Source organism: Burkholderia sp. M6-3 (assembly GCF_050858985.1).
Taxonomy (GTDB): Bacteria; Pseudomonadota; Gammaproteobacteria; order Burkholderiales; family Burkholderiaceae; genus Paraburkholderia; species Paraburkholderia caledonica.
Map to the genome: position 1 here is coordinate 3,319,153 of NZ_CP110091.1, position 21,271 is coordinate 3,340,423.

The 21,271-nt window shown below is 60.2% G+C and carries 19 protein-coding genes; 7 read left to right on the forward strand and 12 right to left on the reverse strand.

Annotation, left to right across the window (positions count from 1 at the left end; translation table 11 throughout):
* Positions 1–48: 48 nt before the first annotated feature.
* Positions 49–987, reverse strand: a complete 939-nt coding sequence (locus OH764_RS32395; protein ID WP_498850042.1) for a LysR family transcriptional regulator — start codon at positions 985–987, stop codon at positions 49–51.
* A gap of 335 nt (positions 988–1,322) precedes the next feature.
* Between OH764_RS32395 and OH764_RS32400 the strand changes: the two genes are divergently transcribed.
* Together OH764_RS32400 and OH764_RS32405 are read left to right on the forward strand one after the other, a co-directional pair.
* The gene (locus OH764_RS32400) at positions 1,323–2,285 is read left to right on the forward strand and encodes a GlxA family transcriptional regulator (protein ID WP_498850043.1); all 963 of its coding nucleotides are present in this window, start codon (positions 1,323–1,325) and stop codon (positions 2,283–2,285) included.
* An 85-nt stretch (positions 2,286–2,370) separates the two neighbouring features.
* Complete coding sequence (locus OH764_RS32405) at positions 2,371–3,129, forward strand: SDR family oxidoreductase (RefSeq protein ID WP_498850044.1); 759 nt, start codon at positions 2,371–2,373, stop codon at positions 3,127–3,129.
* 663 nt (positions 3,130–3,792) lie between these two features.
* Here OH764_RS32405 and OH764_RS32410 read toward each other — a convergent pair.
* The 5 genes from OH764_RS32410 to OH764_RS32430 form a co-directional block, all read right to left on the reverse strand.
* Entirely contained in the window at positions 3,793–4,158 is a 366-nt protein-coding gene (locus OH764_RS32410; RefSeq protein WP_020068625.1) for a response regulator, read from the reverse strand.
* Between the two features lie 27 nt (positions 4,159–4,185).
* Positions 4,186–4,725 (reverse strand): hypothetical protein, encoded by a 540-nt coding sequence (locus OH764_RS32415; protein ID WP_498850045.1) that lies wholly within the window; start codon positions 4,723–4,725, stop codon positions 4,186–4,188.
* Positions 4,722–5,456, reverse strand: coding sequence for a methyl-accepting chemotaxis protein (locus tag OH764_RS32420; protein ID WP_498850046.1), 735 nt, complete (start codon positions 5,454–5,456; stop codon positions 4,722–4,724). The genes OH764_RS32415 and OH764_RS32420 overlap by 4 nt, the downstream gene beginning before the upstream one ends.
* A gap of 43 nt (positions 5,457–5,499) precedes the next feature.
* On the reverse strand, positions 5,500–7,890 hold the full coding sequence (locus OH764_RS32425; protein WP_498850047.1) for an ATP-binding protein: 2,391 nt from the start codon (positions 7,888–7,890) through the stop codon (positions 5,500–5,502).
* A gap of 618 nt (positions 7,891–8,508) precedes the next feature.
* A complete protein-coding gene (locus OH764_RS32430) occupies positions 8,509–9,726 on the reverse strand; it encodes a diguanylate cyclase domain-containing protein (protein WP_498850048.1) in 1,218 nt (405 codons plus the stop codon).
* Between the two features lie 582 nt (positions 9,727–10,308).
* On the opposite strand from OH764_RS32430, the gene OH764_RS32435 reads away from it, so the two are divergent.
* Positions 10,309–10,695, forward strand: a complete 387-nt coding sequence (locus OH764_RS32435; protein WP_498850049.1) for a nuclear transport factor 2 family protein — start codon at positions 10,309–10,311, stop codon at positions 10,693–10,695.
* Positions 10,696–10,717: 22 nt separating this feature from the next.
* Here OH764_RS32435 and OH764_RS32440 read toward each other — a convergent pair whose 3' ends face one another.
* The 3 genes from OH764_RS32440 to OH764_RS32450 form a co-directional block, all read right to left on the reverse strand.
* Positions 10,718–11,248: a hypothetical protein gene (locus OH764_RS32440; protein ID WP_498850050.1), complete on the reverse strand. Its 531-nt coding sequence runs from the start codon at positions 11,246–11,248 to the stop codon at positions 10,718–10,720.
* Between the two features lie 217 nt (positions 11,249–11,465).
* Positions 11,466–11,945 carry a nuclear transport factor 2 family protein gene (locus tag OH764_RS32445; RefSeq protein ID WP_020068633.1) on the reverse strand — a complete coding sequence of 160 codons (480 nt, stop codon included), beginning with the start codon at positions 11,943–11,945 and terminating at the stop codon, positions 11,466–11,468.
* A 40-nt stretch (positions 11,946–11,985) separates the two neighbouring features.
* Entirely contained in the window at positions 11,986–12,681 is a 696-nt protein-coding gene (locus tag OH764_RS32450) for a TetR/AcrR family transcriptional regulator (protein ID WP_498850051.1), read from the reverse strand.
* 107 nt (positions 12,682–12,788) lie between these two features.
* Here OH764_RS32450 and OH764_RS32455 point away from each other — a divergent pair, with 107 nt between their 5' ends.
* Positions 12,789–13,439 (forward strand): YceI family protein, encoded by a 651-nt coding sequence (locus OH764_RS32455; protein ID WP_498850052.1) that lies wholly within the window; start codon positions 12,789–12,791, stop codon positions 13,437–13,439.
* Positions 13,440–13,487: 48 nt separating this feature from the next.
* On the opposite strand, the gene tdh is transcribed toward OH764_RS32455, so the two are convergent.
* Positions 13,488–14,519: an L-threonine 3-dehydrogenase gene (gene tdh / locus OH764_RS32460; RefSeq protein ID WP_498850053.1), complete on the reverse strand. Its 1,032-nt coding sequence runs from the start codon at positions 14,517–14,519 to the stop codon at positions 13,488–13,490.
* A 12-nt stretch (positions 14,520–14,531) separates the two neighbouring features.
* On the reverse strand, positions 14,532–15,731 hold the full coding sequence (locus OH764_RS32465; protein WP_498850054.1) for a PLP-dependent aspartate aminotransferase family protein: 1,200 nt from the start codon (positions 15,729–15,731) through the stop codon (positions 14,532–14,534).
* Positions 15,732–15,895: 164 nt separating this feature from the next.
* Here OH764_RS32465 and OH764_RS32470 point away from each other — a divergent pair, with 164 nt between their 5' ends.
* The 3 genes from OH764_RS32470 to OH764_RS32480 all read left to right on the forward strand — a co-directional run bounded on the left by OH764_RS32470 (position 15,896) and on the right by OH764_RS32480 (position 18,196).
* On the forward strand, positions 15,896–16,534 hold the full coding sequence (locus OH764_RS32470) for a helix-turn-helix domain-containing protein (RefSeq protein ID WP_498850055.1): 639 nt from the start codon (positions 15,896–15,898) through the stop codon (positions 16,532–16,534).
* A 125-nt stretch (positions 16,535–16,659) separates the two neighbouring features.
* A complete protein-coding gene (locus OH764_RS32475) occupies positions 16,660–17,058 on the forward strand; it encodes a DUF2471 family protein (protein ID WP_498850056.1) in 399 nt (132 codons plus the stop codon).
* Positions 17,059–17,113: 55 nt separating this feature from the next.
* A complete protein-coding gene (locus tag OH764_RS32480; RefSeq protein ID WP_498850057.1) occupies positions 17,114–18,196 on the forward strand; it encodes a tyrosine-type recombinase/integrase in 1,083 nt (360 codons plus the stop codon).
* A 59-nt stretch (positions 18,197–18,255) separates the two neighbouring features.
* Here the strand turns inward: OH764_RS32480 and OH764_RS32485 are convergent, their stop codons facing one another.
* The gene (locus OH764_RS32485) at positions 18,256–19,461 is read right to left on the reverse strand and encodes a DNA-binding protein (RefSeq protein ID WP_498850058.1); all 1,206 of its coding nucleotides are present in this window, start codon (positions 19,459–19,461) and stop codon (positions 18,256–18,258) included.
* Positions 19,462–21,271: the final 1,810 nt, after the last annotated feature.

Sequence of the window (21,271 nt, forward strand, 5' to 3'; positions counted from 1 at the left end):
TTCGCCAACGACCGTTCGCGAACGGCGAACGCTCCCGCGAGGTGCGGATTATGCCGGCGCGGGTCGCACGTTGTCCTTTGCTTCCACCGAACGCAGATGCTCGAACAGCAGACGGCTCACCGGCGACAACGCATCGACGTCGCGCACGACCAGCACGAGGCTGCGTTCCGACCACTCGTCTTCGAGTGGCGCGCCGACCAGTCCAAGCGGGCGGCCCATGAGCTGATAAACCTTTTGCGGCAATACGCCGACGCCCATGCCTGCCTGCACCATCCGGCATACCGCGTCGAAGCCCGGCACATGGATTCGCAGCCGCAATGGCTTGCCGGCCTGGCGCGCGGCCATATGCGTGCGCGCGTTGATGGAACTCGCGGCGTGCAAGCCGACGTGATCTCCGTCGAGCGTTTCGGCGAACGCGACGCTCTTGCGCGTAGCCAACGGATGATCGTCGCGCATCACGAGCACGAGTGAATCGTGCCGATAGTGCTCGACGTGCAAGTCACGCGTGTCGGCGTCGCCGGAAGATATGCCGAGATCGGCCAGGCTGTCGTCCACTGCTTCGACCACGCCACCGCTCGGGCGCTCTTCCAGATCGAGCTTCACACGCTCGTGCTCCAACTGGAACGCGCGCAGATCTTCCGGCAAGAATTCGACGATCGCTGACAGATTCGCCATCATTCGCACGTACCCACGCACGCCACTCGCGTGGCCCGCGAGTTCAATGCCGATGTTTTCGATGTCGCGCATCACGCGCCGTGCGTGATGCAGCAGCGTTTCACCTGCCGGCGTGAGCGTCATGCCGCGCGCGTTGCGCTGGAACAGCGTGGCGCCGACCGCCTGCTCCAATTCGAGCAGGCGCTTGCTCGCCGCCGAAACGGCGATCGCCTCGCGCTCCGCGGCGCGCGTCAGCGTGCCTTCCTCGTAGACGGCAAGGAATAGTTGAAGGGTCGTAAGGTCGAGCTTGCGAAGAAGGTTCTTGATCACCATGGCGCGGCGCCGGCAGTTCGGTCAGCGCTAATCATCCCATATGCAGCCGCGCAGCCCGAGCCCTGAATTGTCGTGGTGAGATCGCCCTGCGGCAACGCGGGCATTCATGGCCATGAGTCGAGTCTGTGATTGTGCGAATCAACAGAGCCGCTTGCCGTGCAGCGCTAAAGCGCGTTTGGTATGCTGGATCGCGGGGCGTCATGGTCGTTCCATCGGCCTCAGTATTCACCAACGCGCATGTTGCGATAAGCGCTGCGACCGGTCGAACGCGGCCAATCGCACGGCGTCGGCTGCCAAGGCTCTCGCAGTTCGCCCATCGTCAAAGGAATGATTCGATGCCCACCGTCGCGATAGCGATCTTCCCCGGCGTGCAGGCGCTCGACGTCGCCGGGCCTGTCGATGTGTTCTCAGAAGCGAACCGCTTCGTCAGTCCCGAAGAGCGCTACGAGGTCACACTATTGAGCGCGAAGCAAACGCCGCTGCGCGCGTCGAACGGCATGACGCTAATCGCCGACGCCACGTTCGATCACGCTCGCGAGCCGTTCGATCTCGCGTTGGTCGCGGGCGGCCCTGCACTGCCCGAAGGCGAGCCGCCCGCTGCACCGTTGCTCGACTGGTTGACCGACGTCGCGCCTCGATGCGCGCGTTACGGTTCCATTTGCACCGGCGCTTTCGCGCTTGGACATGCGGGCCTGCTCGATGCACGCAACGTCACCACACATTGGCAACATGCGGCCCAACTCGCTGCGCAGTTTCCCAAAGCGCGCGTCGATTACGACCGCATTTATTTGCGCGATGGCCAGCTGGTGACGTCGGCGGGCGTGACTGCCGGCATCGATCTGTCGCTCGCACTCGTCGCCGAAGACCATGGTTCGCACATTGCACTCGCAGTGGCGAAGCGGCTTGTCGTATTCGCGCAGCGGCAAGGCGGTCAGTCGCAATTCAGCCCCTACCTCACGGCACCCGCCGACGAAACATCGCCGGTCGCAAAAGTCCAGGCGCATGTCATGGAGCGCATCCACGAAAGCTTTACGGTCAAAGAACTCGCCGACGTCGCGGGAATGAGCGCCCGTAATTTCGCGCGCGTGTTCGTGCAGGAAACGGGCGTGACGCCGCATGAGTTTGTCGAGCGCGCGCGTGTGGATGCAGCGCGCAAGTTGCTGGAAAGCAGCGGCGCCGCGCTCAAGACGATCGCCTACGATTGCGGTTTTGGCACAGCCGACCGCATGCGGATCGTCTTCATGAAAAGAATCGGCGCAACGCCGATGCAATATCGTGAGCGCTTTCGAGCCACCTGATTACCGTCGATGAGCGGCGCCGCTGCGCGCGCAAAACATGCGTGAGAAGATAACGCTCTGCTCAAGCCAACGCTCAAGGAACGACATGAACCCCTCTTCTCCGATTCGCGCGATCGTCACCGGACACACGCGCGGCCTTGGTGCGGCGCTCGCTGAACAACTGCTTGCACGCGATATCGCGGTGCTCGGTCTATCGCGCTCGCGTCATGCATCGCTCAAACAGCGCTTTCCCACGCTGCTAGAGGAAACCGAACTCGCACTCGCCGATACCGGACGCGTTGCTGAATGGCTGGCGACCGATGCTTTGCGCGCATTCGTCCACGGCGCTGACACGGTCCTGCTGATCAACAACGCGGGCATGGTGCAGCCAATCGGTCCGATTGAAGGGCAGGACGTGGTGGACATCGCGACTGCCGTCAGCCTCAACGTGGCAACGCCGCTAATGCTGGCGAGCGCGCTGGCCGTCGCAAGCCCGCATGCGAGCGATCGGCGCATCGTGCATATTTCGAGCGGCGCGGCACGCAACGCTTACGCAGGCTGGAGCATTTACTGCGCGACGAAGGCGGCGCTCGATCACCATGCGCGCGCTGTCTCGCTCGACGCGAACCGCGCGTTGCGCATCTGCAGTCTTGCGCCTGGTGTGATCGATACGAACATGCAGGCGGAGATTCGCGGAACCGGCGTCGAACAGTTCCCCATGCGTGAGAAGTTCGAAGACCTCAAGCGCACCGGTCAGCTTTCCACGCCCGAGCAATGCGCGGCTCAGTTGCTCGACTACGCACTTGGCGATGCATTCGGTGAAACGCCAGTGGCCGACATTCGCGAAATCGCGAAGTCGGCTTGACGTGTAGCTGGCATCGTCGCTCCCGAAAAACCTCACCTTTGCGTGCATGTGGCGATGGTTCCCGTGGCTTTACGGCGGGGTCATCGCGCGAATAACGCTCTTTATTCGGGGATTTTTGCCCGTTGCTTCGCTTCTTGCCGATGATTCGGAGGCGACGCTCGCGCTCCCGAAAAACCTCACCTTCGGTACGAAGCGATCAACACTTCGCAGCTGGCGGCGTTTTCCGAGCTCCCGAAAACTCTCACCTTTCGCAGTGAGGGACAGGCTGCAAAGCCATACTGGGCGGGGCACCGGTTGCTCGAAACAGACGATTCCCGAAAACTCTCACCTTTCGGATGCGCAAACGATCTGGATACCCAGGTAAGACGCCGTAGCACGCGATTCGATACAGAAGGACTCGTCGGCGGCGAATCGTGCGACTACATGAACGGTGAGGCGGTTTGAGTCTGGCCGCTCACGGTCGATGCAACGTCCTAACCCCTCCCGAATTCCCTCACCTTTGCGCGGGCGACACGCGACGGAGAGCTCTCTTGCATTACCGCGTCGGCTGGACGTCTAGCGAATTTTTGCGGTTTTTGCAGCAAGAAGCGGAGCTAGCCGAGCGTTTCGAGCCGCCGCCTCCCCGCTCCCGAAAACCCTCACCTTTGCCGTCGCGGTCGTGCATCAACTCGCGAGCTTGCGAAACGTCTCGAGAACGGCGTCGCCCTTAAACGGCTTCACGATCCAACCTTTGACACCCGCCGCCTTGCCGCGCTCTTTCATCGCCGGGCTGCTTTCCGTTGTCAGCATGATGACGTTGACCGTCTTGTTCGCGAGTTCGCCGCGAATCTTTTCGACCATAGTGAGACCGTCCATGTTCGGCATGTTGACGTCGCTGATCACGAGCTTGATGCCTGGACTAGCCTTCAGTTTCGCGAGGCCATCTTTGCCGTCCACCGCGGTGTCCACATCGAGACCATTCTTCTTCAGAAAGCCGGCCACTTCGTCGCGCACCGTGCCTGAGTCGTCCACTACCAGAATTTTCGACATATCTTTCCCTTCATCAATCGTCAGAGATCAAAACAGCTCCAGCTCGCCGCTGGTTTCTTCAATGGCGCTCGTGTCCGCAACAAAGTCGAGAGGCGCATACGCGCAAACGCATAACGTCGCCCCAAGTCGCGCGGTGCCGCCGAGCATCACCGAATACGAAGACAGCAGCGCCGGCTTCAACTCATGCAGATGCGGCAGGCAATGCGCGCTCAGCACGTACGGTGTCGACATGCCGAGGTCCGGGAAGTAGCGCAGCAGTTCCTGATTGATCGCGCCGCAACACAAATTGCAGATTTCCAGAAACGCGTCCTGAAACGGCCGCTCGTCGGCTTCCTTCAGGTAGTACGCGCGCGTGCTGTCGTTTTCGTCGAAATGAAGAATCAGCAGCAGTCTGAAAACGATCGACGAAATGGTCAGTACGACCACCTGTGTGCCATGTGCCGCGCCCGTGTCGGCTTGCGCGATCGAGACGATCTCGCACTGGTCGTCTGGACTCAACGGCAAGCGCGCCTGCGCAGCATTGCGAAATATGCGCTCGAAGCTGTCCTTGGCGCGGGCAGTAATCACGCGGACACCTCGTCCAGCTTCGAATGAAACTGACTGGCCATCGACTCCACACTCGCAAGCGACGCCGCAATCATCTTGCCGCCGGCCTGAATGTCCTGAAAGGTGGAAGTCGTGGTCAAGTCGTTGCGATGCAGGCTGTCGCGATAGCTCTTCGACAATTCCTCGGAACGCGCGGCGAGCGAGCGCACTTCGCTCGCCACCACCGCAAAGCCGCGGCCGGCGGGACCCGCGCGTGCCGCTTCGATCGACGCGTTCAGCGACACGATCACCACATGCCGCACGATGGACGAGAGCTCCTGATTCTTCGCGTGCATGTCGTGATTCTGCGTCATCAGCGAAATCATTTGCTCGTGCCAACGCTCGAACGCGGCGCCCAGGCTTTTCAGGCGCGCGGCTTCGCTGGCAAGCTGCCGCGCCTGCCGCGCCAACTGTTCCCTGTCTTCGGAAATGCTTTTGAGCGTCGCGCGTAATTCGTCGACGCTTGCCGATCGTTCCATCAATTCGGCGCGCAATTGGGCGGTCTGCGTTTGCAGCTCATGCTCGGCCCGCTCTCGCTCGTATGCTGCTGCGTCGAGCGCGACGTGCCCGGCTCTGAGCGAATTGATCTGGGCTTGTGCGTCCGCACGTAGCCTCGTGGTCAGCCGCGTAACGTACAGCCGATGCGCGGCCACCCCGAGCAACGCGGTCGCGGCGCTGCCCGCCAGCGCCGCCAGTAGATACTGTTGGATCACAACCATTCCTTGAAGGACGCCGCGGCGTGCGGCGCAAAAGTGCTCAGCGCGTCACTGCGTCGATGGGAACTTCGCCGTCTTCGTTGCGCGACTCGGTGTCGAGCGTGTCGACGGCGGCGCTGTCCGGCAGATACACGATCGTTTGGAATTGGCGAAACGCCGCGCCTTTGTGATCGTCGGTGAAGCGCAGTTCGATGCTGCCGTTTTCGCGCTTCAGGAAATCGCGCACGGCATCCATGCCGACGCCGCGGCCCGACACTGCGGTGACGGTGTCCGCGGTCGAAAAGCCCGGACGGAAAATCAACTCGGCGATGGCTTCGTCGCCCGGCGTTTCGTCGGGACCGATCCAGCCGCGCTCCATCGCAATGCCGCGAATGCGTTCCAGCGCGAGGCCGCGACCGTCGTCGCTGAGCGTGATCTGCAATGCGCCGCCATCCACGCCGACCTCGATCGAGATCGCGCCAGCCGGCGTCTTGCCTCTCGCGGCGCGGGCTTCGGCGGATTCAATGCCGTGATCCATCGAGTTGCGCAGCAAATGCATGAACACGTTGTTCAGCGTGCCAGCCGACTTGCCACGCAGCCGGTAGCCGTTGTCGGCGATATGCACGGACGGCGCAGGCTTGCCCAATTCGCTTGCGAGCGACGGCAGCGAGCCCAGCACGCCCGACAGCGCATCGCGGACGCTTTCGCTGCCGAGCGCGAGCAAATTGCGGCGCAGTGTCTTTTGCATCGCCTGAAGTTCTTGCAGTTCACTTGCATCCGTCTCGTGGAGCACATTCACGATCCGCTGTATCTCTTCCTTGTCGACCATCACATAGCGGCCCGCGCTGCCCGCGCCGGTTTGCTGCGCCTTGCCCTTGCGGCCAAGGCTCTGCTCGTTGATCGTCGCGTAACTTTCGATAGCCTCGCGCACACGCGTCAACTCCCGCATCAGATGCTCCTGATCCCACGGGCGATCCGCGTCGGGCTGGCGCAACTCGTGATAGCTCTGCTCCGTTTCGTGAACGACATCGGTCAGATGCTGCAGGTTATACGTGCGCGCATTGCCCTTGATGGTGTGCATATTGCGGAACAGCTCTGAGATCGCGGCGTGGTCTGCCTCCGAATGCTTGCGGATAATGCGCTCGTTCTCGCTAATAAAACCAGCCGAACTCTCGATGAAGTGATGGAACTTCTCTTCGCTGACCGCCAGAATTTCGCCGATCATGTCGAGACGCCGGCGCTGTTCGCTGGCTTCCGCAGCGAGCTTGCGCAATTCGGTCACGTCACGCACACAAAGCATCAAGCGGACAATGATGTCGTCTTCGTCGGTAATTGCGGACCAGCTCAGGTCGAGTATTTTCACGCGGCCATCGGGCATGCGCTTCGAAATCTCGCCGACCAGCAAATGCTGATTGAACGCGAAGTTGATGCAGTCTTCGCCAAGGCACGCATGCGCGGCGGCGTCGACTTGCGACAACGCGTTGGCGCCCAGATCGGTATCCGCGAACACGAGGTCCATGAGTCCGCGCCCGGCAATGTCCTTCGTCTCGAAGATGTCTTCCAGATATGCCGAGTACTCCGCGTGGATCACGGCGCCGTCGATCACCGTCAGAATGCCCTGTTGCATGTTCTGCAACATCGCCTGGATGTCGGCGGTTTTCTGTTTGAGCTGTGCCGAGCTTTCCTGAATCTTCTCGATCATGCCGTTGAAGGCGACAATCGAATGGCCGATCTCGTCGAGCCGCCCCACCGGCACGCGGCGCGTGAAGTCCTGGCTGGATGCGATCTCGCTCATCATGGCCTGCATGCGGCTGAGCGGCCGCGTGATCTGACGGTAGAGCAAAGCGCCGATCGAAGTCAGCAGGATAATCGCGATGCCGGTCACGGCAGCAATCGCCGTCGTCGTGGTCGCCAGTGTCGCGTTCAGCGTCGTGATCGCTTCGTCTTTCTCGCGGTTCTTCTCAACGCGCAGCGTTTCGACAATACCCTCGAGTTCATCTCGATACTGTGCGACGTTCGCAAACAGGTAGGCCTGCGCGAGTTCATTCTTGCCGTCGGCTTTCATTTTCGCCGTCTCGGCAATCGCGGAGAAGTAGTTGGCGAGACTGTCGCTGGCCTGCGTAACGAGACCCTTTTGCGCGTGGCTCGCGGCGTCTTTCGCTTGCAAGGCGAGCGCCTGTTGGAGCGCGATTCTTTTCTTCTTCAGTTCGTCCTGCGCCTGCGCGACAACGGCGCCGTCGGGCGCGTAGACAAGCGTCATAGTCGCGAGCTGGACGTCCTTGACCTGCGATACGAGGTCGGCGGAAGCCAGCGCGCTTGGCACTACGCCTTCGGTGACCTTGCGCACTTCGGCTGCGCTGCCGCGCGTTTGATAGACGGCGTAACCGCCGATCGCCGACAACGCGACGAACATTAAAACAACCAATAGCGTAATGCGATGACGGATAGTCATGTGAACCCCGGGTTCTGGCCTGCGCGTCTGCCCTCGTTTGGAGCAGCGCGTTTTTTATGCGACATGAGATCTTGCTTGCAGCGCTGCCGAGTATTGCCGACCCGTGTTACTAAGCGATGACTACAGACTTAACTTCACATTCGGAGCCGCACTTTTTATTTCTCAAGTTTTCGGCGGCTATGCCGTTGCATGGCGTCCGTCGCATGCGCGTGTCGACATTTATTAAACCGAAGGCGGAACGCGGGTAGGGTCCGGGGCGCTCCCGAATATCCTCACCACATCGATAAAGGTGCGAACAGCGGCGCGCCTACCTCACCTATCGGACATAGGCGAGTCTGATAGTCAGGTACCTCCTGGAATGGCTCACCTTTGCGGCAACCTCCTGGAACTCCTCACCTTTGCGCGTGACGCCAGGCGACAACGCTGCGCGGGGTGCGCAACGGTGCGGCAGGAATCCTGGGACGACTCACCATTGCGCATCCTGCACAGTCTCCTGGAACGTCTCACCTTTGTGCGCAGAAGGTCAAAGGTGATGCCGTCTCCTGGAATTCCTCACCATCCTGGAATTGCTCACCTTTGACGGCGGTATGCTTAAACAATCTTCCGCCGTGCGACGCGTTATCTCGTCAGCTTGACGACATTCGAAAGCCCCGGTCCCGGCGACGAACCGAAGCTGTATGTGGAGCGGCCACTGCGCTTGGCCACATACATGGCGGCGTCCGCAACGTCGAGCAGTCCCGCGATGGTCTGAACCCGGTCCGGAAAGGTGGCGATGCCGATGCTCACGCCAATCGCAAAACGACCGCCATACTCTTTGTCACCGACAGCGCGAACGCTTGAGACCAGGCGGTCGGCAAGTTCCCTTAACTTCGCGTCCTCACCGCAGTCCGTTGCTAGTAGAACGAACTCGTCGCCGCCAACACGAGCGAGCATGTCGTTCTGTCGCGTCGCCGTGCGCAGCGATTCGGCGAGCCGACGCAGCAGTACGTCGCCGGCGCTGTGGCCCATCGCGTCATTGACATTCTTGAAGCCGTCTATGTCGAGGTACAACAGCGCGATGCGTCCCGAGGCGGCCGCATCGTTCGAAAGTGCGTCGATGGTAGAAAGCAGCCGGCGCCGGTTCGGCAGTCCCGTCAAAGTGTCCTGCGCCGCTTGCTGATTGAGTGCGTTGGAATACGCATGCACCCTCGCGAACGCGCGGCGCTGTACATAGACCGTATAACCCATCAGGCAGCACACCAGCACAGCGATAGCAACCAGCGCAGCGCTTCCGAACATGAGGCGCTGGTGAGCGTCTTCTGTCGCCACCCTTCGTCTCTCGCGCCAGTCGTTCAGCAACAGACTGAGGTCCTGGCGCAGACCGTCCATGTAGAGCTTGCCTTCGTTCGTCTGCACGAGTGCGACGGCAGCGTGCCGATTGCCGCTGCGAGCGAGCTCGATGGTGCGCGCAAGTTCCGTCACCTTGTCGGTCTTCGCGTGCTCGACACGGCGCACGAGTTCGAGAGATCTCTCGTCGCTGCCCGCCACCTGCTGCAAGCGCAGCACGGTGTCGTCCAGATCGCGAATGCCCTCGCGGTAAGGCACGAGGTAACTTTCGTCGCCCGTCAGCAGATAGCCGCGCTGACCGGTCTCCGCGTTCTCCAGATCGTGCAGCACGCGGTTGGCTGCGCCGAGCACGGCAAACGCTTCCTCGTCGCGCAAACCGTCGGCAACGATGATCCTCGCTTCATACACGAAGAGGCCGGCGGCGACCAGCAAACCAACGGCCATGCTGACGTACAGCACGATGAAACGGTTACGATCGGCTTTCGCGGAGCGAAACAGACGCGCGGTCACAAGAGCTCCAATGCGATGAGGGTGGCGGGAAGGTTGCAATCATACTGGAGAGCCGTGGCGGCTTCTCGTCAGGGTGGGCAAGCGGACCGCCAGGGCCGCTTGTCGTTCGATGTTCGCCGTTTGTCACACAGACGAACTGCCCGCTATGCGCACGACCTTGCGCTCATCACGGCAGTTGGCGTTTGCCGGCAAAGGCGGCGACGTGATCACTAGAGAACGGCGAAATTTCGACTGAACAAATACTTCCCGTGCTACCGGTGTGACGCTCAGGTAACGCTTGGAGCGCACGTCGATATAGCTTTGCGGAGGAGTGCGTGTGTGGTGCATTTAATCAAAAGAAGGCTTACCAAGGCCTTGCGAATAAGGCTTCACTTCGCTAACAACTTTGCCTATTTTTCATAGAGCCACCAGCGAATCCGCAACCCGTTGCGGCGCACTCCAAACAGACTTCTCATATGCTCCGCACGCCTGATGCGAGACCGCTAGTGCACAACTTTCGCCGACGCCGGCGGTTGAGCGCAGGCGCAGATCGCCCTGAACAACAGCCCCGTCCGCTCATATGATCTTTTGAAGGAGACAGCAATGAGCACGAATCTCTCAATCGTCAAAGGTGCATACGAGGCGTTTCAGCGGGGCGACATTCCCGCGATACTCGAAGTCATCGCGGACGACGTTGAATGGCGTGTCGTTGGACCCGCTTCGCTGCCGTTTCCAAGAGAATGCCGCAATAAGAACGAGGTATCCGCATTCTTCAAATCGCTCGCGGAAAGCGACGACATCGCAGTATTCGAACCGCGCGAATATATCGACGCAGGGGACGATATCGTCACACTAGGCTTCGTGAAAGGCACGATCCGATCGACGGGCGAAGCCGTTGAAAGCGAGTGGATTCACGTCATGACACTCAAGAACGGCTTGCTGACGCGTTTTGTCGAGTTCTTCGATACGGCATCGAGAGGCGGCCATTAGCCTCACATTACACGAGACGCGGTTAGAACTTCACCTTCACCTGGAAGCCGATAGTGAACGGAAGGTCGTCGGAAGGAATCGGCGGGATGACGATGAAGTTCGCTCCGACGCGCTTGTACTCGACCATGACGAGCGGGGCGAGCACTGGTCCGATCGTATGGTCGCGGCCGAGTCCCCAGTTGCCGTAGTTATAGCCGGAGATAATGCCGCCCATCGCCGCGATTCGCACAATGCCCCAATGCAGGAAATCGGGCGACCAGACGCCGCCGCCGTAATACGACGGCCGGCGCAGCGAATTGCGAAAGCCGCCCGCCGTCAGCGCCCATTGATTGTTGAGCCAGCATTCGACGCCAAGCCCCGGATTGAACTGCTCGAAATGGGTGTTCGGGTCGGGATTGATGTGATACGAGCCGAGCATGGCGTCGACCCAAACGCCGCCGTCGCACCAGCTGCCCGCGTGCGCTGCTGATGTCCCGGCGAGGCCCGCGACGAGCGCGAACAATGTATGGCTAATGCGCTTGCGGATGTCCTTACTGATCTGCCGAAGATGCATGTCCTCTCCATCACCGGTCGAGCGCCGGTGTGTTGCTGTTTGGTTTTTGTGCGTGCCGCCCGTCGCGCACTGTACCGCAAGCCACTCATGCGATGTTGAAGACGCACTCGGGCTTGCGGGCACAAGACGTGCCGGAAAGCGGCAGCACAACCATAACGGAGGACTGATGGCAAAGCGGTGAAGGCGACGCGCCCGCCTTCACGTTGCGTGGAAATGTCTAGAGCCCGAGATCGGAGAGACCGGGATGATCGTCAGGACGGCGGCCGAGCGGCCAGTGATACAGCCGGTCCGCTTCACGAATCGGAAGATCATTGATGCTCGCGTGACGGCGCGCCATCAATCCGTTTTCGTCGAACTCCCAATTCTCGTTGCCGTACGAGCGGAACCAGTTGTTCGAGTCGTCATGCCATTCGTAGGCAAAGCGCACGGCAATGCGATTGTCGGTGAACGCCCACAACTCCTTGATCAAACGATAGTCGAGTTCCTTCGCCCACTTGCGGCGCAACAGCCCAACGATTTCCGCGCGGCCATGCGTGAACTCGGCGCGGTTGCGCCACACGCTGTCCGGCGTGTATGCGAGCGACACGCGTTCGGGGTCGCGGGTGTTCCAGCCGTCTTCGGCCGCGCGTACTTTCTGGATCGCGGTTTCGCGCGTGAACGGCGGCAGCGGCGGGCGGCTTTCGATTTGATCGGCCATGAGATTCCTCGCTAATGGTCAGGTTGCGGTGAGGTTGGGGTCAGGCTGCGGTCCGCCTGGAAGGCGGGGACTTACTTGCAGATCGAGGTGAGGCTTTTCTGATTGGGGACGTCTTGCGCCTGCCGCCTGATTCAGCGTCGAGCAAAGTTTGAGCGACAGCTTGCGCGTCGCGCGCGGCGTCAGGCTCGCCGCTAACCAGTGCGACAGCGATCGCACCATCGAGCAACACCATCCATTGCCGCGACAAAGGCGCGGCGCGCCTTGCATCCACGTTCGCTTGCTCGACGAACTCTTCGCATTGCGTTCGCACAAATGCAAGCAGACGTTCCTTGTGTTCCCGCGCGACGACGCGGATCGGGTCTTCCGCCGAAGCAATTTCGCCGGCCGCGTTCAGAAACGCACAGCCGTGAAAGTTTTCCGACGCGAACCATTCGCGCAATACGCCGAACATGCCAAGCAGGCGTTTGCGCGCGCTCGTGCCGCCGCGCTGCTGTGTGCCTGCGATAAACCAGTTCATCCAGCGTTCGTCGCGCCGTTCCAGCGCGGCCGCGACGAGTGCGTCTTTCGATTCGAAATGTGTGTAGAAGCTTTTACGCGCCGTTCCTGACTGCTTGACGATGGCATCCACGCCGGTTGCGTGTATGCCTCCGGCGTAGATCAACGCTTCCGCGGCGTCCAGCAGTCGCTCACGTGCGCCAGGCGTCGCCGCTTCTTCAATGCGAATATGAGTAGCCATGTGCGAAGGGTAGAACGATCATTCTCCCTCGTCAAGTTTTTCCCCATTTTGCGTGCGGCTACCGCGAACTGTTATCTTGGGCCAGATGAGTCAACCGGAAGCTATCGATGAAGACATTTATAGGCCGCGCCGTTGTCGTGCGCACTTTGCTCGCTGCAAGCTTGCTCTTTGCAACGGCTTGCACGCCATTGCAAGTGCTCACACATTCCGTCAGCCAGAATGAGGCGCGCGTGCCGGTTGGGCGCTACGACCTCGACCATGACCATTGCAGCATCACATTCGACGTCGAACACTTCAAGTATTCACGCTTTACGATGCGCTTTGACCGCAAGACGGGGCAGTTGGACTGGAAAGAAGGCGGGCTGGAGAGGAGTAGCGTGTCCGTTACGATCGACGCCGCGAGCATTGACACGAATGTGCCGCTGCTCGACAAAATGGTGAAAAGCCCGAGCCTGCTAGACGTGGAGCGCTATCCGGAGATACGTTTCGTGAGTACGAAATTTGAGCGCACCGGCGAAGCTCGCGGCACGTTGACGGGCGATCTGACCATTCATGGCGTAACGCAACCCGTCACGCTCGACGTCACCTTCAACGGTTTTGCACCCGACCCGCTAACGAAAAAAGACACGCTGGGTTTTTCCGCAGAAGGGCATATCAGCCGCGCGAAGTTTGGGCTCGCGACATGGTATCCAGCGGTCGGCGACGACATTCATGTGCGCATTCAGGCCGAGTTCGACAGAACGCCCGCAGGCGCTTGAGCACGCTGCGGGCGTGTATGACGCGGCGCGCATGGCGCCACGTGCGTGTTATGCCGAGGTCCAGTCGAGAATGACCTTGCCGCTTTCGCCGGAAAGCATGGTCGCGAACGCTTGCTCATAGTCGTCGACCTTGAAATGGTGCGTGAGGATCGGCGACAGGTCGAGACCGCTTTGCAGCATCGCGACCATCTTGTACCAGGTCTCGAACATCTCACGTCCGTAAATGCCCTTGATTTCAAGGCCTTTGAAAATCACCTGGTTCCAGTCGATCGCCGTTTGGGCGGGCGGAATACCGAGCAGCGCGATCTTGCCGCCGTGGTTCATTGCTTCGAGCATGCCGGTGAACGCGCCCGGAACGCCGGACATTTCGAGGCCAACGTCGAAACCTTCGGCCATGTGCAAATCGGTCATCACATCGCGCAACGATTCACGAGAGACGTTCACGGCACGCGTCGCGCCCATCTTGCGCGCGAGGCCGAGCCGATAATCGTTGATATCGGTAATCACGACGTTGCGCGCTCCCACGTGCTTCGCGATTGCCACGGCCATGATGCCGATCGGCCCGGCGCCCGTGATCAGCACGTCTTCGCCGACCAGATTGAACGATAGCGCGGTGTGCGTGGCATTGCCGAACGGGTCGAAGATCGCCGCGAGGTCATCGGAGATCTCGGGCGGAATCTTGAACGCGTTGAACGCCGGAATCACCAGATACTCGGCAAACGCGCCCTCGCGATTTACGCCGACTCCCACCGTGTTACGACACAGATGCCGACGCCCGGCGCGACAGTTGCGGCAGAACCCGCAGGTAATGTGGCCTTCGCCCGACACGCGGTCACCAATCGAAAAGCCGCGCACTTCGGCGCCCATTTCGACGATCTCGCCGACATACTCATGACCGACATGCATCGGCACCGGAATGGTTTTTTGCGCCCAGTCGTCCCATTTCCAGATATGAATGTCGGTGCCGCAAATAGCGGTGCGCTTGATACGGATCATCACGTCGTTATGGCCGACTTCTGGCACTTTGACGTCAGTGAGCGTGAGACCGGGCGCGCGCTCGAGTTTTGCCAATGCTTTCATATGCGTCCCGTTTCAGATGACACCAAGTTCGCGGCCGACGCGCGCAAATGCATCCACCGCGCGGTCAATCTGTTCTGTTGTATGCGCGGCGCTCATTTGGGTGCGGATGCGCGCGCGGCCCTTCGGTACGACAGGGAACGAAAAGCCGATCACGTAGACGCCTTCGTTCAGCAACGCATCAGCCATTTTCGAAGCGAGTTGCGCGTCGCCGAGCATCACTGGAATGATTGGGTGTTCCCCGGGCACGAGCGTGAATCCAAGCGCGCTCATCTTGTCGCGAAAGTGTGCGCCGTTCTTGCGCACGCGCTCGCGTAGCTGCGCACCTTCGTCGCTTGCGAGTAGTTCGAGCACCTTCAGCGATGCCGCGGCAATGCTCGGCGTCAGCGTGTTGGAGAACAGATAGGGGCGTGAACGCTGCCGCAGCAAGTCCACGATTTCCTTGCGTGCGGCGACATAACCGCCCGAAGCACCACCGAGTGCCTTGCCGAGCGTGCCGGTAATGATGTCCACGCGCGACAGCACTCCGCAATGCTCTGGTGTGCCGCGCCCGTGTTCACCGACAAACCCAACGGCGTGCGAGTCGTCGACCATCACGAGCGCGCCGTAACGATCCGCGAGATCGCATATGCCGGCGAGGTCGGCGATGATGCCGTCCATTGAAAACACGCCGTCGGTGGCGATCAGCTTGTATCGCGCGCCCGCGGCGTCTGCCTCTTGTAGTTTCGCTTCGAGATCGGCGAGATCGTTGTTCTTGTAGCGGAAGCGCTTTGCCTTCGAAAGCCGTACGCCGTCGATGATGCTCGCGTGATTCAACTCGTCGCTGATGATGGCGTCGTTCTCGTCGAGCAGCGTTTCGAAGAGACCGCCGTTGGCATCGAAACAACTCGAATAGAGAATGCAGTCGTCCGTTTGCAGAAATTCGGCGAGCGCGCTTTCGAGTTGCTTATGCACGGTCTGCGTGCCGCAAATGAAACGCACCGACGCCATGCCGAAGCCGTCGTTGTCCAGGCCTTGCTTCGCCGCCTCGATGAGCCGTGCGTCGTCGGCGAGTCCCAGATAATTGTTCGCGCAGAAATTCAGCACGCCTGTGCCGTCGGCAAGACGAATGTCGGCCGATTGCGGGCTGGCGATCACGCGCTCGCTCTTGTAAAAACCGTCGGCGCGGATCTGCTCCAAAGTGCCGCGCAGATGGGCGAGATATTGTTCACGCATGAACCGGGCTCCTGAATGGGTGATAGGCGAGTGCGGGACTTCCACCGCTTTGGGCACGCGCGACATGGGCGGCCACGAGGCGACCTGCTATAGTCGGCTGTCAGTTTTATCGGATTTTTTCGTTTTTCCGAACTAAAATCCGGTATGTCGAACAACTCTAAACGATGGATCTGGAAATGGCAAGCTCGGGTAATCGCCGTGCGGCGGCAGGCACGGCGTCCGCTCCCCATGCAGTCGCGGCTCCCGCGATCGCGGCGCCACCGCGCGTCGGGGAACAAATTCAGCGCTTGCGCGCAGAACGGCGCATGACGCTCGACGATCTGTCGCGTGCGGCCGGCGTATCGAAGTCGATGCTTTCCGAGATTGAACGCGACAAGGCAAATCCGACGATCGCGGTGGCCTGGCGGTTGACCAACGCGCTGGGAGTGAGCCTCGATTCGCTGTTCGCGCCGCAAAAGACGCCGGAAGCGATCGCCGTTGCGGGTCCACACGAAATCCCCACGCTGAGCGGGCACGATGCGAAGTATCAACTGCGGGTGTGGGGGCCGATCGAGTTGGCCGGCAAATTCGAGTGGTACGAGTTGACGCTTCAACCGGGCGGGGCGCTGGTGTCCAATGCGCACGAGCCCGGCACGCGTGAACATCTGACGGTGTTGCAAGGATCGATTGAAATCGAGGCAGCCGGCACCGCCAGGCGCCTGAAAGCTGCGGACACTGCGCGCTATGTGGCGGATGAGCCGCACGCGATCCGCAATGCTGGCAAGGGCGAGGCAAAAGCGCTGCTGGTGGTGATCCACGGCTGAGCGGCTGACTCACCGCAGCAATCTTTTTTAACGGTCCACAGAGTCGCCGACGGAGTCGAGACGTGTGAAAGGTTGCGTCGAACACTGTATATTTGTACAGTACAGGGTATCGATTGGAGCCGATAATGAACGACCTGACGACCGAGACAACTGACCGCGCTCTGGCCGCGCTGCGCTATCAAACCGCGGCGCGCGATCTCGAATTTATCGTCCGCAATATCGCTGCGCGCTATATCGCGCAGCAGGTGCCGCTCACCTGGCGCCTGCTGCATGCGGTCGAGGCGGAGGCGCTGGCTGACCTTGGATTTGCCAGCCGCCACGACGCGCTCATGCTCGGTCTGTTTCAACGTCCTTCCGACCTTCCTTATCCGGAAACCGACGAGGGCGTGGACTTCGGCATGTCCACCGCGCTGCCCGCGGTGTTCGCATTTGCAGTCTCCGCTTATGAGCAGGCGGCTCGCAGCGCCGCGACGCGCGCATCTCAACCTGCCGCACATAAACGAGCAAGAGCTTGGGGCGACTGACCGTCAGCCAGGATAGTCGAGACTACAATGTGCGCAACTAACTGAACGATCGCGCATGTCGCCTCCTCATTTATCCGATCCGGTGCCGCGCCCGGATCCGTCCACCGATCTTTTCGATCAGCAACGCGAAGACTGGCGCCGCGATCCACAAATCGCGTTCGACGCGTGGCTTGCAAAGCAGCACTTCAGGCGTTCGTCAGCGCAGGTTTATCAGGCGCAGTGGGGACTTTTTCTCGAGTGGTTGGCCACGCGTCAAAAGACGCTGGTCAATGTCGACACGCAGAGCATTGCCGACTTTGTCGCTGGCCTGGATATTCGCAAGCCGCAGCGTGTGCGTTACTTACGTTTGATTGAGCGCGTGCTGGATCATGTGCGCGAAGTTGAAGCGTCGTCGACTAATCCGGCTCGCTTCATCGCCCAGGACGGGGAAGCTGCGTGGCGCAACGCACGCGAGAACGAGCCGACCGGTTTTCTCCATCATGCCGAACGGGCTGCATTGATCGTGCATCTGTTTTCGCCGTTACAGGGCGTGTCCAAAGCGCAGCGCTGGAAAGAACGGCGCGACCGCGCATTGATCGCAGTGTTTCTCGGCGGTGGACTGAAAACCGGCGAGGCCGCCGCTCTAGCGGTTAGTTGCGCGGCACCGGGCTCGCCGTGGTTGACGATCGACCCGGCAAACCCAGCGCTCATGCGGCGCACGCGGTTGGCGCCTTTCGCGTCGGCGATACTTGACGCATGGCTGGCCGAGCGGCGCCTGGCGGACATTGCCGGCGATCTGATTTTTCCTGCATCGCCTTCAGGCAGGCCGATGCACAAGGCCACCATGCTTCGTGCCGTGGATGCACTCGTCGAAGCGGCAGGCATTGCGGCGTCGCGTACATCGCGCGCCAGTCCGCAAACCTTGCGCAATACATTCGCTGCTGATCTGTTCGAAAGCGGAGTGGATGCGGAACTCGTCGGACAATGGCTCGGATTTGTGCAGGCCGTGTCTGCGAATCGTCTCTATCGAGCCTGGCAAACATGGACGAAACAGCTGGATCCAGACGCCATACACGAACCGGATCCTGCCGCGCCGATGTTGCCAGAACCTCGCATGAACGGGCGTTTCACGAGGAAGCCGGGTGCGGCGGAGTCCTGAAACCTCTCACGTTTGGCCTCCCGAATTTCCTCACCTTTTGCGTGGACGGCCCCTTCGTTTCACGCCTGTGCTGACAGTGAGTTGCTGGATAAGAATCGGCTTACCGCTTCCAGCCGCGAATCGCCGAGCCCGGAAGAGTGCTCGCATTCCGGACACTGCAGTTCGAACCGGTGATCGACCTGCGATAGTTCGGGCTCACCTTCGTCGCACTTCGGACAGCGCAGCGGCAAGCGCACGTGTCCGTCCGCTGCTGTTCCAATAGTCCGTAATTCATCGCTCGTGAGACGGCCGCCTTCAACCAGCGAGCACAGCAAACTGCCGATTTCCGGATCGATGCCCTGCTGGCCGCGCAGAGCCGCAAGTTCTTTTGTCAGCGCGTCCACCTCGTTCGACTGCTCGCGCAGTTGGCCATCGAGCCGGTCGCCCCGTGCTTTCGCTGCCGCAAGTTGCTGAATGAACTCGAATTCCTTTCGACTCGCATCGCGCACGCCGGACTGATAGGTCGCGGCCATGCTGCGCAGCGAATCCAGTTCGACAAGCATCGGCTTCACCCGGCGCTCGGCCTCGGCGACCGCATCTTTGATCTGCTGCGCGTAGTGTTCGGTGCTTTGGCGCAATTCCACGTGAAGCGCGTCGATGCGATCGCGCAGCGTCGCGTTCGTGGCCTGTTCCGTGTCCAGGCGTTGGCGGAGCGTTTCGTTTTCGTGCTCGAGCCGGCGCACCGTTGTTTGCAGACCTTCGTGGTGAGCAGTGCCGTGCGTCGTGACAGTGGACAGCTCCGCCTCCAGCGCGCGAACGCGTTCCCATGCAGCTTCCGCCCGTTGTTCACTGCGCCTGATTGCGTCTTCCGAGGCGTCGCGACGGATTTCCGCCTCGCGTGCGCGCTGTTCCGCTAAGGCAATTTGCGAGCGCGACTCTTCCCGCTCGGCGTCCAGTGTGGTGCGCGCGTGGACGACGGCTTCTTCGAAAAGCGCGCCTAGCAATTCGCCGGCGCGCTCTTCCAGAGCTTTCGGGATGACACCCGCGCCGACTTTGACGCGCGACACATTACGAATGCGTTCCCAGAAGTGGTCGATGTCCTTGGGTATGTCGCTCGCGCTGCCCGTCTGAGTGAGATCGCGTACAGCTGCCATGGACGGCCGTATGCCCAGATCGAAAAATAGTCGCTTGCATGCATGTAGCGACAATTCCTGACGGCGACTGCCGCGAGATCGCATGGCGTCAAGCTCTTCGCGGATGGCTTGACGTTCGTCGTCCACGTTCATATCGGGCTCACTGTTGTGCTGACTGGACGAATAATAACAATTTACGTAGCAAACGATACGTTTTTATGAGGTTGGTCTGTGTGGAGGCTGTTCTTAGTGGAGGACGGCGTAGTTTGCAGAGATAGGGTCATGCGCGCGATGATTCTTCGTGAAACAAAACGAAGAACCGCACATAACTTATTGTAAACAAAGATGGTTTGTTAGCCTCAGTTTGATAGCGCACTGTTTCACGATACGGATCCTACGATCGATCAGCCATTGTTTCTATGCGAGAGCTCTCTTGGTTTTGGGCTAGAGAGTAATAAAAGTAAACACCTTTGAACCCAAGTTAAAAACGTTAACGCCAAAGCAAAGCCATGCCTGGCGGGGCTTTCCGAGCAGCAAGGTGAAGCTTTCCGGGAGAGTTGGTGAGGTTCTGCGGGAATTGGGAGTGATGGGGTTCAGGAAGCGTGGTGAGCAGGTCCGGGAGGTATCGTGAGCGGGTTCGGGGGACCCCGCTGCAGCAGACGTTAGACCAAGGTGAGTTTTTGCGGGACCGGTTCGGTCGGGAGCGCCCGGCAGGCCTCGCCAGCGGCTCGTGAAGCCGTCAGGATCAAGGTGAGCACTTTCGGGAGGGTTGCGACGCCCGCTTTTTGACCCTGTTCGAGCCGTGAAAAACCTCGTGGTGAGAGAAGACGGGAGAAAACGCCGAGGAAAGGTGAGGCTTTACGGGGCTTGGCTGGCCGTTTTGCCGTTATTTTGGGCATTTGAAGCCCAAGGTGAGCTTTTGCGGGAGCTGTTCACGCTTCCGACGCACATTTCTCCGCATGACAGTGAAATCGCCAGGCGTCGGCGATGCAAAGGTGAGCAGATTCGGGAGTTGGTCGCCATGGCACTCAATCCTTTCTAAAGTCGGCGGAGATGGCGTGAAAGGTGAGGGTTTTCGGGGAGCGTTTCGGGCCGTTTTGACGGTAAAGGTGAGGGAATTCGGGGGCCACAGGCTCCTCATCGGCTGGAAAAGTCCTACCCACGGAGTTTGGCCGGTAGTTTAGCGGTCGCGTTCGGATGCCGACGGTGAGGGTTTTCGGGAGCGTCCAGGCCACCATTGCAGATCGAGGGAAAGTGCGATTCGGCCTTAAGGTGAGATTTTACGGGAGCCGCGACGCTGGCCAAGGTCAACGTCGCCCCCATTTTTGTTCGATGTAACTCATTGAAAATAAAGCGTAAATATCGCTATTCTCGCAAAGGTGAGGCTTTTCGGGAGGTGCGCGTGAAAGACTTGCTGACGTGGCGCCGGGTCCCAAGGTGAGGTTTTTCGGGACTATTTTGACGCACTTTTATCGCTTCGCCACGAGGGAACCCGCGCCGTTTGGAGCATTGAACCGTTCCTAAGGTGAGCTTTTTCGGGGACCCGCGAAACAGGTTGCGATTGGCGCCGCTATTTCGGCCCCTCTCCGTGGCACTGCTGTCGAAGATGCCGCAACGGCACATGGCCGCGCACACCCCGGTCTTTCTATATGGCGAGGGGATCACAGCCCTTGTGACCGGCACGCACGTGAACGTAAAGAGGCAAAAATTTTTGAGGTGAGGAGGTTCGGGATATCGCGCGCTCCTTCGAGGCGACGCTGCAAACCTCTCGATTTTCCGCAGCCCGCGACGCTAAAAGGATTGCCGAACCTGGCGCCGAAAAGGAAAGGTGAGCGTTTCCGGGAGTGTGCGGAGGTGAGTCGCGTCGCGTAAACTGGCTTCACCCGCAATGGTGAGAATCACGCTATAGACGCGTATCACCACAGTCGGTATGCTCTCGCCAAATCCCTCCTTGACCATACGC

Bases quoted from the DNA above. Each gene is read 5' to 3' on its own strand.
- OH764_RS32395 (WP_498850042.1), bottom strand. From the start codon at position 987: ATGGTGATCAAGAACCTTCTTCGCAAGCTCGACCTTACGACCCTTCAA.
- OH764_RS32400 (WP_498850043.1), top strand. From the start codon at position 1,323: ATGCCCACCGTCGCGATAGCGATCTTCCCCGGCGTGCAGGCGCTCGAC.
- OH764_RS32405 (WP_498850044.1), top strand. From the start codon at position 2,371: ATGAACCCCTCTTCTCCGATTCGCGCGATCGTCACCGGACACACGCGC.
- OH764_RS32410 (WP_020068625.1), bottom strand. From the start codon at position 4,158: ATGTCGAAAATTCTGGTAGTGGACGACTCAGGCACGGTGCGCGACGAA.
- OH764_RS32425 (WP_498850047.1), bottom strand. From the start codon at position 7,890: ATGACTATCCGTCATCGCATTACGCTATTGGTTGTTTTAATGTTCGTC.
- OH764_RS32435 (WP_498850049.1), top strand. From the start codon at position 10,309: ATGAGCACGAATCTCTCAATCGTCAAAGGTGCATACGAGGCGTTTCAG.
- OH764_RS32440 (WP_498850050.1), bottom strand. From the start codon at position 11,248: ATGCATCTTCGGCAGATCAGTAAGGACATCCGCAAGCGCATTAGCCAT.
- OH764_RS32445 (WP_020068633.1), bottom strand. From the start codon at position 11,945: ATGGCCGATCAAATCGAAAGCCGCCCGCCGCTGCCGCCGTTCACGCGC.
- OH764_RS32450 (WP_498850051.1), bottom strand. From the start codon at position 12,681: ATGGCTACTCATATTCGCATTGAAGAAGCGGCGACGCCTGGCGCACGT.
- OH764_RS32455 (WP_498850052.1), top strand. From the start codon at position 12,789: ATGAAGACATTTATAGGCCGCGCCGTTGTCGTGCGCACTTTGCTCGCT.
- tdh (WP_498850053.1), bottom strand. From the start codon at position 14,519: ATGAAAGCATTGGCAAAACTCGAGCGCGCGCCCGGTCTCACGCTCACT.
- OH764_RS32465 (WP_498850054.1), bottom strand. From the start codon at position 15,731: ATGCGTGAACAATATCTCGCCCATCTGCGCGGCACTTTGGAGCAGATC.
- OH764_RS32470 (WP_498850055.1), top strand. From the start codon at position 15,896: ATGGATCTGGAAATGGCAAGCTCGGGTAATCGCCGTGCGGCGGCAGGC.
- OH764_RS32475 (WP_498850056.1), top strand. From the start codon at position 16,660: ATGAACGACCTGACGACCGAGACAACTGACCGCGCTCTGGCCGCGCTG.
- OH764_RS32480 (WP_498850057.1), top strand. From the start codon at position 17,114: ATGTCGCCTCCTCATTTATCCGATCCGGTGCCGCGCCCGGATCCGTCC.
- OH764_RS32485 (WP_498850058.1), bottom strand. From the start codon at position 19,461: ATGAACGTGGACGACGAACGTCAAGCCATCCGCGAAGAGCTTGACGCC.